Annotated in this window: 9 protein-coding genes and 1 pseudogene; 2 read left to right on the forward strand and 8 right to left on the reverse strand. The window is 70.0% G+C overall.

Annotated elements, in window-relative coordinates:
* Positions 1–4: 4 nt before the first annotated feature.
* Genes AB0H62_RS20335 through AB0H62_RS20355 form a run of 5 tightly spaced genes read right to left on the reverse strand, consistent with a single transcriptional unit; the run spans position 5 to position 4,871 of the window.
* A complete protein-coding gene (locus AB0H62_RS20335; RefSeq protein WP_220241300.1) occupies positions 5–1,522 on the reverse strand; it encodes an acyl-CoA carboxylase subunit beta in 1,518 nt (505 codons plus the stop codon).
* A complete protein-coding gene (locus tag AB0H62_RS20340) occupies positions 1,519–1,965 on the reverse strand; it encodes a MaoC/PaaZ C-terminal domain-containing protein (RefSeq protein WP_220241301.1) in 447 nt (148 codons plus the stop codon). Before AB0H62_RS20340 ends, AB0H62_RS20335 begins: the two co-directional genes overlap by 4 nt.
* Complete coding sequence (locus tag AB0H62_RS20345) at positions 1,962–2,450, reverse strand: MaoC family dehydratase (RefSeq protein WP_220241302.1); 489 nt, start codon at positions 2,448–2,450, stop codon at positions 1,962–1,964. The genes AB0H62_RS20340 and AB0H62_RS20345 overlap by 4 nt, the downstream gene beginning before the upstream one ends.
* Positions 2,451–2,488: 38 nt before the next feature.
* A complete protein-coding gene (locus AB0H62_RS20350) occupies positions 2,489–3,238 on the reverse strand; it encodes an enoyl-CoA hydratase-related protein (RefSeq protein WP_360587452.1) in 750 nt (249 codons plus the stop codon).
* Positions 3,239–3,254: 16 nt separating this feature from the next.
* Positions 3,255–4,871, reverse strand: coding sequence for an ATP-dependent acyl-CoA ligase (locus AB0H62_RS20355; protein WP_360587454.1), 1,617 nt, complete (start codon positions 4,869–4,871; stop codon positions 3,255–3,257).
* Positions 4,872–4,993: 122 nt separating this feature from the next.
* Between AB0H62_RS20355 and AB0H62_RS20360 the strand changes: the two genes are divergently transcribed.
* Both AB0H62_RS20360 and AB0H62_RS20365 read left to right on the forward strand, forming a co-directional pair.
* On the forward strand, positions 4,994–5,575 hold the full coding sequence (locus AB0H62_RS20360; protein WP_360587456.1) for a TetR/AcrR family transcriptional regulator: 582 nt from the start codon (positions 4,994–4,996) through the stop codon (positions 5,573–5,575).
* 63 nt (positions 5,576–5,638) lie between these two features.
* Positions 5,639–6,271, forward strand: coding sequence for a nitroreductase family protein (locus tag AB0H62_RS20365; protein ID WP_360587458.1), 633 nt, complete (start codon positions 5,639–5,641; stop codon positions 6,269–6,271).
* 57 nt (positions 6,272–6,328) lie between these two features.
* Here the strand turns inward: AB0H62_RS20365 and AB0H62_RS20370 are convergent, their stop codons facing one another.
* The 3 genes and pseudogenes from AB0H62_RS20370 to AB0H62_RS20380 form a co-directional block, all read right to left on the reverse strand.
* Positions 6,329–11,350 carry an RHS repeat-associated core domain-containing protein gene (locus AB0H62_RS20370; protein WP_360587460.1) on the reverse strand — a complete coding sequence of 1,674 codons (5,022 nt, stop codon included), beginning with the start codon at positions 11,348–11,350 and terminating at the stop codon, positions 6,329–6,331.
* Between the two features lie 189 nt (positions 11,351–11,539).
* On the reverse strand, positions 11,540–12,127 hold the full coding sequence (locus AB0H62_RS20375; RefSeq protein ID WP_360587462.1) for a YbaB/EbfC family nucleoid-associated protein: 588 nt from the start codon (positions 12,125–12,127) through the stop codon (positions 11,540–11,542).
* Positions 12,128–12,613: 486 nt separating this feature from the next.
* A pseudogene (locus tag AB0H62_RS20380) lies at positions 12,614–12,904 on the reverse strand (type VII secretion target); the annotation flags it as partial.
* Between the last annotated feature and the right edge of the window lie 2 nt (positions 12,905–12,906).

Here is a 12,906-nt window from a genome sequence, read left to right on the forward strand (position 1 = left end):
TCCCTCACACCGGGCTGATCAGGTGGTGACGGCGGTGGCCCGAACGCTCCCAGCTCCCCGCCGCGCGCAGGCGGCCCAGCAGCTCGGCCCGCAGCGCCTCCGGTTTCACCACCGTGTCGACGTGCAGCTCACCGGCCAGCCGCAGCAACGTGAAGTCCGCGGCCTGCTCGGCGACGCGCGCGGCGACGAACGCCTCGCGTTCGGCCGGGTCCTCGATCGCCGCGATCTTGTTGGCGTACACCGCGTTCGCCGACGCCTCGGGGGACATCGTGCCGATCGTCGCGGTCGGCAAAGCGATCGTGGCGCGCGGTTCGAAGCCCGGCGCGCACATCGCGTAGAAGCCGGCCGCGTACGCCTTGCGCAGCACCACGCTGAACTTCGGCACCTCGGCGCTCGCCATCGCCGCGACCATCTTCGCACCGTGCCGGATGATCCCCTGCCGCTCCACCGCGACGCCGACCATGAAGCCCGGCACGTCCTGCAGGAACACCAGCGGCACGTTGAACGCGTCGCACATCGACACGAACCGCGCCGCCTTGTCGGCCGAGTCCACGAAGATCGCGCCGCTGCGCACCGACGGCTGGTTCGCGACGAGCCCGACGGTCTGCCCGCCCAGGCGCGCGAAGCCCGTCACCATCTCCTCGGCCCACGCGGACTTGATCTCGAAGAAGCTCCCGGCGTCGACCAGCCGCAGGATCACGTCGCGCACGTCGTAGGCCGCGTTGGGGTCCTCCGGGATCAGGCCGTCGGGCCAGTCCGGGATCTCCGGCGCCACGGCCTCGGCGCGGGCGGGCGCCGAGCGCCAGTCGTCGGGCAGGTACGACAGCAGCAGCCGCGCCGCCGCGATCACCTGCCAGTCCTCGTCGAACACCTCGTCGCCGCAGCCGGAAACGGTGGCGTGCATGGTCGCGCCGCCCATCTCCTCGAGCGTGGTGCGCTCGCCGGTCACCTTCTCCGCGACGCGCGGCGAGGCCAGGTACATCGACGCGTTGCCCGCGACCATGCCCACCCAGTCGGTGAACGCCGGCATGTACGCACCGCCCGCGGCCGAAGGCCCGTGCAGGCAGCAGATCTGCGGCACCCTCCCGGAAAGCTTCACCTGCAGCTGGAAGATCCGCGACGCCCCGCGCCGCCCGGAGAAGAAGCCGAGCTGGTCGGTGAGCCGCCCGCCGGCGGAGTCGACGAGGTAGAACACCGGCAGCAGGTCCCGGTCGGCGCGCTCCAGGATGCGCACCTGCTTCTCGCACGTCAGCTCGCCCCACGACCCGGCCTTCACCGAGAAGTCGTGGGCGATCACGGCGACCGGCCGGCCCTCGACCGTGCCGACGCCGGTGAGCACGCCGTCGGCGGGCAGGCCGTCGCCCGACGCGTCGGCGAGCAGCCCGTCCTCCACCCAGCTGCCGGGGTCGAGCAGCAGCGCGATCCGTTCCCGCACCGGGAGCTTGTTCGGCCAGCGGCTCGCGTCGCCGCCCGCCAGCGCGATCTCTTCGGCCGTCTCGAGCTCGGCCGTCACCTCGCTCATCGCGCTGCCTCCTCCGTGACCACGAGGGTCTTCAGCGACGCCGCCAGCACGGTTTCGCCACGCTGGTTGAGGATCCGGAACGCGGAGGTGACCACGCCCCGGCCGTCGCCGCGCGGGGTCAGCTCGGTGACCTCGGTCTCGACGTGGATCGTGTCGCCCACGCGCACCGGCGTGACGAACCGCAGCCGGTCGATGCCGTAGAACGCCTTCATCGCCTCGGGCCAGAACGTGACCAGGCCCAGCGCGACCGACAGCGACAGCGCGCCGTGCGCCACGCGGCCGCCGAACACCGGGTCGGCCCCGAAGTACTCGGCATCGGTGTGCGCCGGGTGCCAGTCGCCGGTGAACATGGCGAACTGCACGATGTCGGTCTCGGTGATCGTGCGGGCCCGGCTGACGTGGGTGTCGCCCACCTTGATCCGGTCGAAGTACTCGGTGATCACGCGGCATCCCCCACTGGTCGGCGGTGCATCAGGCCGGTGCGCTTGGCCCGGCACACCAGTTCGTCGCGCTGGTTGTAGGCGCGGTGCTCGAACACGACGATCCCGGCGTTCGGCCGCGACTTCGAGGCGCGGGCCTCCACGACCTCGCTCTCCACGCGGATCGTGTCGCCCGCGAACACCGGCTTCGGGAACTCCACCTCGGACATCCCGAGCTGCGCCACGATCGTGCCCAGCGTGAGCTCGTACACCGAGAGCCCGACCACCAGCGCGATCGTGAACATGCTGTTCACCAGCGGCTTGCCGAACTCGGAGCGCGAGGCGTAGTCGGCGTCGAGGTGCATCGGCGCCGGGTTCATCGTCATGGTCGTGAACAGCACGTTGTCGGTCTCGGTCACGGTGCGCCGCGTCGCGTGCCGCACCACGGTGCCGACTTCCAGCTGTTCGAACCACCGGCCCGAGACCGGGCGATCGGTGTCTGTGCTCATGGTTTACCTTTCCGCGCCGGGCCACCGGCGATCTTGAATCAGAGACTGCCGAACCGCGGCGCTCTCCGCTCGGCGAACGCGGCCAGCCCCTCCCGTGCGGTGGGGCCGGCCAGGTGCGCGAGCAACGTCTCCCGCTCCGCGGTGATCGCGGCGGCGGGTTCGTCGGCGAGTGCCTTGCGGTGCAGGCGTTTCATGCTGCGCAACGCGTCGGGCGCGTGCCGGGCCAGGCGCGCCACGAGCGCCTCGACGGCGTCGTCGAGCTCGGCCGCGGGCACCGCGCTGCTCACGAGCCCGAAGCCCGCGGCGGTGGCGCCGTCGACGATTTCGCCGGTGTAGAGCAGCCTGCGGGCGATCGCCGGGGCGACGGCGTGGGTGAGGCGCACCGAACCGCCGGCGCCCGGCAGCAGCCCGTACTCGAGGTGCCGGTCGCCGATCTGCGCGGTCTCGCTGACCACGGCGAGGTCGCAGGCGAGCATGATCTCGCAGCCACCCGCCACCGCGTAGCCGTCGATCACGCAGACGGACACGAACGGCGCGGCTTCCAGCCGGTCGAGCGTCATCCCGATGGAGGTGATGTACTCGCGCACCGCGGCCGGGTCGTCCAGCACCGAACGCAGGAACTTCAGCTCGGCGCCGGCCGACAACGTTCCGCCCCGCCCGCGCACCACGACCACCGAGCACTCCGCCGCGGCCGTGATCGCCTTGTCCAGACCGGCGATCACCTCGGGGCTGAGCGCGTTGCGCGTGGCCTCCTGGTCGATCGTGATCCGGCCGACGTAACCGTCCACACTGACCCTGACGGCTTCACTTCCTGATGACAATGCCCGCCGCCTCCCGGTCCCACAGCTCGCCGACGCGGTCCGCGGCGGCGGTCTTCAGCTTGTACTTCTCGATCTTCTCGCTCGGCGTCTTCGGCAGGCGGTCGATGAACTCCAGGTAGCGCGGCACCATGAAGTAGGGCATGTGCTCGTCGCAGAACGCGATGATCTCCTCGTAGGAGGCGCTCGCGCCCTCTTCGAGCACGACGTACACCATCAGGTCGTCCTCGCCCAGTTCCGAAGCCACGGGCACGGCGGCGGCCTCGAGGATCGCCGGGTGCTTGCAGACGATGGTCTCCACCTCATACGCGGAGATGTTCTCGCCGCGGCGGCGGATGGCTTCCTTCTTGCGGTCGGAGAAGAACAGGTACCCGTCTTCGTCGAGCCAGCCGCGGTCGCCGGTGTGGAACCACAGGTCGCGCGTGGCGCCGACAGTGGCGTCGGGCATCTTGTAGTACTCCAGCATGGTCATGCCGGGTTCGTTGGGGCGCAGGCGGATCTCGCCGACCTCACCCGTCGCCAAGGCGCGGCCCTCGTCGTCCACGATCTGCACGCTCATGTCCGGACGCACGCGCCCGGCCGAGGGCACCTTCTCGGGCGAGTCGTCGGGGCTGAACACGGTGACCGCGCAGTTCTCGGTCATGGCGTACACCGACGTCACGCGCGTGCCGTAGCGCTCGAGGAAACCCTGGGCCAGCTCACGGGAGTTGGGCACCATCATGCAGATCCGCACGTTGTGGTCGCGGTCGCGCTCCGAGGGCGGCTGCTGCCAGATGATGTTCGCCATCGCGCCGAGGCAGTTGAACACGGTGGCCTTCGACTCACGGATCTGCGACCAGAACCGGCTGGCCGAGAAGTGCGGGTAGAGGGCCACCGACGCTTCCGCCCACAGCGCGGCGTAGACGGTGTACCAGATCGCGTTGCCGTGAAAGACCGGCAGGCACGTGTAAAGCACGTCGTCCTGGCGGTAGGAGTTGAGCGAAGCCATCTGATGGCCCACGGCGTGGCCCTGCGCCTGCGGGCAGATCGCGCCCTTCGACGGGCCCGTGGTGCCGGAGGTGTAGAGGATCAGGTGCGGGTCGTTCCAGCGCACGGGTTCGGCCAGCCGCGGCGGCTCGGGTGAGGCCTGGCCGAGATCGGCGAGGTCGTGGGTGGTGACCCCGTCGAGCGCGGCCAGCTGCGCCGGGTCGGAGCCGAGCCCCAGCACCGTGCGTACGGCCGGCACCTCGGGCAGCACGGCGGCGACGCGCGCGAGCAGGTCACCGGCCACGCACACGGCCGTGGAGTCGGACTGGTCGAGGAAGTACCGCAGCAACTCGCCCTTGGCGGCGGTGTTGAGCGGCACCGCCACGGCGCCGAGCTTGCCCAGGCCCCAGAGCGTCCACAGGAACTCCGGGCCGTTGGGCATCATCATCGCCACGTGGTCGCCCCGGGAAATGCCGAGGTCGGCGAACCCGTTGGCGTAGCGGTTGGTCATCTCGTCGAGGTCGCGGTAGGTGAAGGTGCGCCCCGCCCAGTGCAGGAACGGGCGGTCGCCGACGCGGGCGGCTTTGTCGGCGAGGATGTGCGCGGTGGTCCTCTGGTCGATCTCGTAGTAGCGCATCGTCGGGCTGCCTCCAAGTCTCGCCTCCGGACGCTAATCGCATGGGAGCGATCGGTCAACAAACAGTTGTTGCACCCGTTCTGCCCATCGACTCGTCACTCGCCGTAGTGTCTAATGGGCGGGTGTCCGAACGAGCCACCGACTACGTCACGCCCATCGTCGAGATCGCCGCAAGCCTGTTCGCCCGCAAGGGCTACCACGGGACTTCGATGCGCGACATCGGCCGGGAGGTCGGCGTGCACGCCGGAAGCCTGTACGTGCACATCCAGAGCAAAGAGGATCTGCTCGAGGCGATCGTGCACAGCATCATGGAACGGTCCGAGCGCGACATGGAGGAGATCCTCGCCGCCGGCGGCACCGCGACCGAGCAGCTGCGCCAGGTGGCCGCGCGCGACCTCAAGCTCATCGGCGAGAACAAGGAGTTCGCCACCGTCTTCTTCCACGAGTGGCGCAACCTCAGCGAACCCCGCCAGCAAGCCGTGATCGCCAGCCGCGACCGCTGGGAAACCGGGCTGCGCAGCATCATCACGCAAGGCATCGAGACCGGCGAGTTCCGCGAAGCCGACCCGCGCATCGCCGGCATCGCGCTCACGAGCATCCTGAATTGGGCGTATGTCTGGTATTCACCCGAAGGTGAGCTGACGACCGAAGAGCTGGCGGACCGGTTCGCCGACCTGTTGATCGAGGGCCTGCGCGCGCACTGAACCAGGTTGTGGTCACGGTCTCGCGCGGCGCGCGCACCTGCCTCGCGGACCTATGATCGCGGCATGCTCGAACTTTCCCCGGACCAGTTGCTGTCCACCACGCGCGCCGTGCGCAAACGCCTCGACTTCACCCGCGACGTGCCCGACGACCTCATCCGCGAATGCGTCGCCCTCGCCCTGCAGGCCCCGGCCGGCTCGAACATCGTCACGGCCCGCTTCGTGGTCGTGCGCGACGAAGCCAAGCGCCGCGCCATCGGCGAAATCTACGGCTCGATCTTCGCCCAGTACAAGGCCTCCCCCGGTTACCCGGGCAACAACTCAGGCGAGACCGAGCGGGACCGCGTGCAGTCCCGCGTCGCCAGCTCGGCCGACTACCTCGGTGACCACATGGGCGAGGCTCCCGTGCTCGTCCTGGCCTGCAACGAAGGCCCCGACCGCGCTTCCGCGACGGCGGGCGTGTCCAACGTCCTGCCCGCCACCTGGAGCTTCATGCTCGCCGCGCGCGCCCGCGGCCTCGGCACCGCGTGGACCTCCATGCACGTGGTCCGGGAGCAGGAGGTCGCCGACATCCTCGGGATTCCTTACGAGACGGTGGCGCAGGCCGTGCTGACCCCGCTGGCCTACACCCTGGGTACGGACTTCCGCCCGGCCTCCCGGCCGGCTCCGGACGAGGTGACCCACTGGGACAAGTGGTGACCACCGCCTGACCGGCACCGGCCTGGAATCGGCATCGATTCCAGGCCGGCGCCAGGACTACCTGTTCGACTTCGGCGGATTCAGCAGCGCCAGACCCGAAGGGTTGTCACCCGACCCCGAAGCCCGGAACTCGTCACTCGCTTTACCCCAACCATTGATCTTTTCCCAGTTAGGTGTGCTGAGTTTGTCGTCAATGTTATTCGTGAAGTAATTCAGGTGATTTTTGGCGACCGGGTCGAACCGGCCGGCTTCGGCGACGTGCATAGCGGTCACTCGAAGTGAGTCCGTCGATCCCTTGGCGCTGTTCGACATGTCATCCACGGCGTTCGCCAGGGTGTTGGGGCCGAAATTCTGATTGTACTTTTCGTTGGGAGGATACGCGATCGATCCGATGTCCGGCTTGTGCACGGCTCCGGGCGCTGCATGGTTCGGATCGATACGCACATCCTTGTGGTACTCGTGCGTCGGATCGTAATGGAACGTGTCGGGGCCGCCACCCTCATCCTTCTTGAGGTACCCGACGATGTAGCCGTTTTGTTTGTCCACCACCATCTTCAGGCCGGTGTCCCCGCCCGCTCCCTCGAAGCCGAGCTTTCCTACGCCGACGTGCGCGTACTGCTGCTGCTGGCCGGGTAGTTTGGTCAACGGGTGCGGCCCCGACCCCTTCTGCCAGCCGAGTTTCTCCCTGTAATCCTTTACGACTTTCCCGAGCTCTCCAGCCTGGCAAGGAGTCAGGCCGAGGGGGTCGACCCAGCCGGTGGGGTTGCGCACGTAGTTCTGCGAGTGCGCCCCGGGGACGAGACCAAGCCGGTCATGGCTGGTGTAGCGGCCGGTGGCGGGGTCGTAGTAGCGGTGGAAGTTGTGGTGCAGGCCGGTTTCCGGGTCGTGGTACTGGCCGGGGAACCGCAGTGGTGTGGCGGCGCTCGCGCCGGGTTGCGTGCCACCCCACAGGGTGGCGGTGGCGTGGTGGGCGAGGGTGCCCTGCGCGTCGACCAGTTCGGTCGGTGTCCCGACCAGGTCGGTCACGACGGCGAAGAAGCGCTGGTCGACCCACTGCTGCGAGCCGCCCGGCGCCGGCACGCGCTCGGTCTGCCCGATCACCCGCAGGCCGTCGGGCGCCCAGTCCCACACGAGCGCGTGTCGTCCATTGTGGACCTGCTCGACGAGTTCGGTGCCGTCCCAGCAGAACTCGACCTGCTCGAGCACTTCCCGGCCGTCTCCGCCGAGGCGTTGCTTCGCCACGCGCCGGCCGAGCCCGTCGTGCACGTAGCGCCAGCGCTGCCCGTCCGGGGTGACCACGCCGACGAGCCGGTCATCCGCGTCCCACGTGTAGCGCCACGTGTCCACCACGCCAGGCGTGCGCTCCACCTGCCGCAGCACCACCCGGCCCTCGGCGTCGTGCTGGTAGCGCACCGCGCCGGCCTGCTCGAGCAGCGTGCCGGCGTACCGCCGGCTGCCGCGCGCCTGCTGACCGGCCGCATCCGCGACCGTCGCCGCCGGCGTGACCGGCCAGTCGGCGTCCACGATGTTCCCGGCCGGGTCGTAGGCGTAGCGCTCCGACCAGCCGGGCCCGGTCACCGCCAGCACCCGGCCGAGCGGGTCCACGTCGAACTGACGCGGCCCGCTCACCCGGTCCTGCACCGTGGTCAGGTGGCCGTCCGACCGGTAGCCGTACGTGCGCTGCTGCAGCACGCGATCCCCGGCGGCCGCGAGCGTCTGCGCCCGCAGCTGGTGAGCCTCGTCCCAGGACTGGACCAGCCGCACCGCCGGGCCCACCTGCCGCTGGACCTCCCGGCCGAGCGCGTCGTAGCCGAAGCGGACCAGTTCGCCGGCCGTGCGCAGCGACAGCGGCCGCCCCGCCTGGTCGTACTGCCAGGTGCTCTCCGCGCCGGACGGGGTCCGCCGCCACACCCGGTTGCCGGCCGCGTCGTAGCGGAACGCCACGGTCCGGCCGTTGAGCTCCTCACTCAGCACCCGGCCGAGGGCGTCGTAGCGGATCTTCAGGTCGGTGTCGTCGTTGATGGCCCGGGTGATCCGCCCCGCCGGGTCGTAGGTGTAGCGCGTGACCGACTGGTCACTGCGGCGCTCGATGATGTTGCCGACCGCGTCGTGGGTGAGCCGCACGGTCTGCCCGACCGCGTTGCTGTACTCGACCAGCTCACCCGCGGCGTCGTGGACGTAGCCGATGGCCCGGCCGTTGTAGTCGGTCTCCCCGACCAGCCGGCCCACCGGGTCGTAGGTGTAGCGCCACACCAGGCCCTGCTGGTTGGTCACCGACGTCAGCCGCAGCTCGGTGTCGTAGGTGAACGCCAACCGGCTGCCATCCGCCGCGGTACGAGCCACCTCGCGGTCGAAGTGCGCGACCTCGGTCCGGGTGACCACACCCGCAGCGCCCGTGGCCTGCCGCAGGTTGCCCTCACCGTCGTAGCCCAGCTGCTCGGTGGTCCCGTCCGGCAACGTGCGGGACAGGAGCGCACCCTCGACGCTCCAGCGGAGCCGGGTGACCCCGCCCAGCGGGTCGGTGATCTCCGCCGGCCGCCCGAGCTCGTCGTAGCGGTACCGCGTGGCCGTGCCGAGCGAATCGACGACCGCGACCGGCAGCCCGGCCACGCCGTACTCGACCCGGCTCGTGCGACCCAGCGCATCGGTGACCGTGCTGGTCCCGCTCGCCGCGTCGTAGGCGTAGCTTGTGCGCGCCCCGCTCGGATCGATCTCGGCACTCAACCGGCCGGACTCGGTGTACTCGCGGCGCCACACCGCACCGTCGAAGTCCACGAACGTCACCGGCCGGCCCGCCGCGTCGTACTCCGATCGTGACCGGCTGCCGTCCGGCCGGACCACCGCGGCCGGGCGCCCCGCCTCGTCGTACTCGTAGCGCGTGGTCCGCCCGAGCGGGTCGGTGCTCGACAGCAGCGCCCCGTATTCGTCCCACTCCGAAGCGGTGACGTGGCCCAGAGGATCGGTCTGCCGGACCACCCGCAGGTTTTCGTCCAGTTCGAAGGTGGTGACCTGACCCAGCGAGTCCATCGCCCGGGTGAGCAGGTTTTCCCGGTCGTAGTCGAAGGTGTAGCTGAGGTAGCCGTCCTTGCCTTCGGTCTCGACGCAACGCCCCGCCGCGTCGTACCGGTAGCGGTAGGACATGTCGTTGCGGTCCTGCCAGCGGATGATCCGCCCCTCGGCGTCGTAGCCGAACCGCAGCGACTGCCCGGAGGAGTTGACCACCTCGACCAGCCGCCGCTGCTCGTCGTAGCCGTAGCGCACCAACACGACGTCCGACTCCTCGGCCGCCGGGTCCGCGGGGAGCAGGCGCAGCGTCTCGATCAGACCGTCACCGGTGTCCACCGCGATCCGGTACCCCGCCGAATGGGCGATCCCGACCAGCGTGCCGTCCTCGTTGCGGACGAACTCGATCTGGTTGCCTTCGCCGTCCCGGATCCCGCTGATCGCCAGCCGGCCCGTGCCGTCGTCCTGGAAATGCAGCAGGCGATCGCGGTCCAAGCAGGCAATGGCGTACCCGCCCTCGGTGCGCAGCAACGGCCAGCGCGGACCGGAATCGGGCAGCACCCCCAGGCCGTCACCTTCGGGCAACGGGGTGCTGTAGTTCAGCAACATCCCGTCGTCCGCGGCGAAGTAGAACCCGTCCGGCTCCACATCCAGCCGCTGGTCCACAGTGGACGCCCAGCCGGCGCCGAAGTACCCGCCCAGCCGGTGCGTCGACAGGTGGGTCCGGGCCAGCACCAGCGGCAGCGACGCGCTCAGCTCGACGTCCTGCTGCGTCATGATCATCTGGCCCGTGGCGACGTCGACCGGGTCACCACAGGTGGGCTTGGTGTCGGCGGGCTTGTCGTTCGCCTTCGGATCGGTGTTGGCGTCCTTGACCGAACTCGGCCCCGTCTCACCGCCCTTGCCACCGCTCTTGGGCAGCCCCTTCGGGGTCCCCCCACCACCAGGGGCCGGGCTGGCGTCGAGGCCCTTGGGCGTGGGAGCCGGGTCCGGACCGCTCTTGGGCGGCGGCGGAGGGTCGCTCTTCGGCGGCGGCGGGGCGTCGCCACCACCCGAACTGGAGGCGTGCGTGGAATCGTCGCCCTTCGGCGGCGGCGGAGGGTCGCTCTTCGGCGGCGGCGGGGCGTCGCCACCACCCGAACTGGAGGCGTGCGTGGAATCGTCGCCACTCGACTTGCCCGGGGGCGGGGTGTAGTCCTTGGGCGTGCCCTCGTAGCCGCCGCCCTTGGGCGTGCCGCCACCGTCACCACCGGGGGTCTTCACCGGCGGCGCCTTCGGAGTGCCGCTGAGGTCACCGGCCTTCGGCGGCGGAGCGACCTTGCCGCCCTTGAGGCCCTTGAACGCCTTGCCCGCGTCCTCGAACAGCGTCCCGGCCTTCTTCAGCAACGGAACCAGCGCCTTGAGCGCCTTCACCAGTTTCGTGACCAGACCCGTGATCTGCGACGCCGTCTTCGCCACCGCGCTCACGACCTGCGGAACGACCCACGCCAGGCCGATCCCGAGGGTGAACACGACCTGCAGGGCCCAGCTGATCATGTGCCCGATCAGCTCGGAAATGATGTCCCGCACCAAAGTCCGGACCGCGGCGACCACTTCACCGGCGGTCTTCACTCCGGAAGAAGCGCCTTCACAGCCCTTCTGCGCCGCCTGCAACGACGTGCCCAGATCCTGCGCCCGCTGCCGGTAGGAGTCCGACGCCGAACCCGACCACGACTGCAGATCCGCGCTCACCGCGTCATTCAGATCCGACGCGACACTGCCCAGCTCCTTCGCGACGTTCGCCCACGTCTCCGACTGCGCCTTGATCTGATCCGCGTTCCCCGTCAACCCGTTGAGCGCGTCCTTCAACGGACCGACGTGCTCCATCAGCCACGACACCCCGGCCGCCAGAATGGCGCCGAACGGGTCCATCGCCATCGACAAAGCGTCGAGCGCGGTGCCGACCGCACCCATCGCGACCGACGCCCAATCACCCGACTCGATCGCCGTCGACAGATCGTTCGCGGTTTCCAGCAACGAAATGCCCGAATAAGCCTTCGTCGAATCCTGCGTCGGCGCGATCAACGGATTACTCACGAACGAAACCTTCCCAGTTCGGTGGCCAGGTCGCGCACGACCGGGCCACCGTCACCAACTAAAGCCGCATCCGAGCCCCGGCCCATTACCAGTTGGCGCACAACGGATGCGATGAAAACCCCGGCACGCCGGCGCCGGTGTCCAGTGTCCAGTGTCCTCGGCGTCCTCAGTGGACAGCGACGCCAGAGGTCACCAGGGGTTGTTGTCCTGCTCGTCCGGGTCGATGCGACCCGGACGGCGCGGACCCGTCGGACCTGCCGGGCTCGGCGGCGCGGCGGGCGGCGGCGGGGTCGGGGCACCACCGGCCGACGGTGCGGGCGGCACCGGCGGCGGGGTCGGAGCCGGGGGCTCCGGCTCGCCCGAACCGTCTTCGGGCTCGTCGAGGTCCGGGAAGCGGCTGCGGAGGCTGCCGAGCAGCGCGGAGCGGGTGTCCTGGTCCTCGTCGCCGAGGTTCTCGGTCATGACCTCGGCCACGCGCTGGGTGATGCCCGACTGCGCGCGCCGCATGGTGTCCAGCACCATGCGGGCCAGCTCCTCCTGCGGCATGGTCCGCGTCTTGGACCCGAAGACCAGGTCGGACACGACCCCGTCGGCGCCGACGGTGACCTTGACGGTGCCGTCGGGGCTCGACGCCGTGAGGCGCAGCCGTTCGGTCTCCTGCTGGGCGGCCGCGTAGCGCTCGGCCTTGCGGGCGAAGCCCGCCGCCCACTCGTCCATCCGCCGGATCGCCTCGTCGGGGTCCCTGATCAGGTCACCCAACCCTCCCGCACTGGTCATGGTGTTCGTACTCCTCGATCTGCCTGCTGCTGAACTGTTCGGGTGGCGCCGGGCGAAGCGTCGCCCGGCGCCAACTGGCACCGGCTACTCGGTGACCGTGCCGATCCTGAACGACGACGGGTTCACCACGGGCTCTTGGTCGGGCACCGTGGTACCGATGCGAGGCGACAGCGGCGCCTGCAACGGCTCGCTCGGCACGGTCGTGCCGATGCGGTACGACGGGCGATCGGCCTCCAGCGGCGCCTGCAACGGCTCGCTCGGCACCGTGGTGCCGATGCGGGGCGACAGCGGCTCCTGCAGCGGCTCGCTCGGCACCGTGGTGCCGATGCGGGGCGACAGCGGCTCCTGCAGCGGCTCGCTCGGGATCGTCGTGCCGATCCGCGGCGACAGCGGTTCGCTGCCGGACGGGTAGCTGCTCGACGAGTAGCCGTCCGAGCCCCCGCTGGTGAAGCCCGCCGCCTCGTCGCTGTTGGCCAGCTGGTTGAGGAACGGCTGCGCCTCCTGGGAGTCGCCGTCCATGTACGCCTGCGCCGTGGTGCGGACGTTGTCCGCAGTGGTCTGCATGCCTTCGGCCGCGGCGCTCACCGCGTCCTTGGCCTGCTCCCCCGTCGGGTTCACGATCGGCGGGAGAAACGCGCACAGCAGGCCGTAGGCGTCGTCGTTCAACGCGTAGTCCGCCGCCTGCACGGCGTTGTTCAGCCGGTCCACGAGCCCGTCGAGGTGGCTGGCGTGCGCCGTCAGCTCGTCGGGTTCGACGTCGAAGCCTCCGCTGGTCATCC

This window comes from Amycolatopsis sp. NPDC050768, assembly GCF_040654155.1.
Taxonomy (GTDB): domain Bacteria; phylum Actinomycetota; class Actinomycetes; order Mycobacteriales; family Pseudonocardiaceae; genus Amycolatopsis.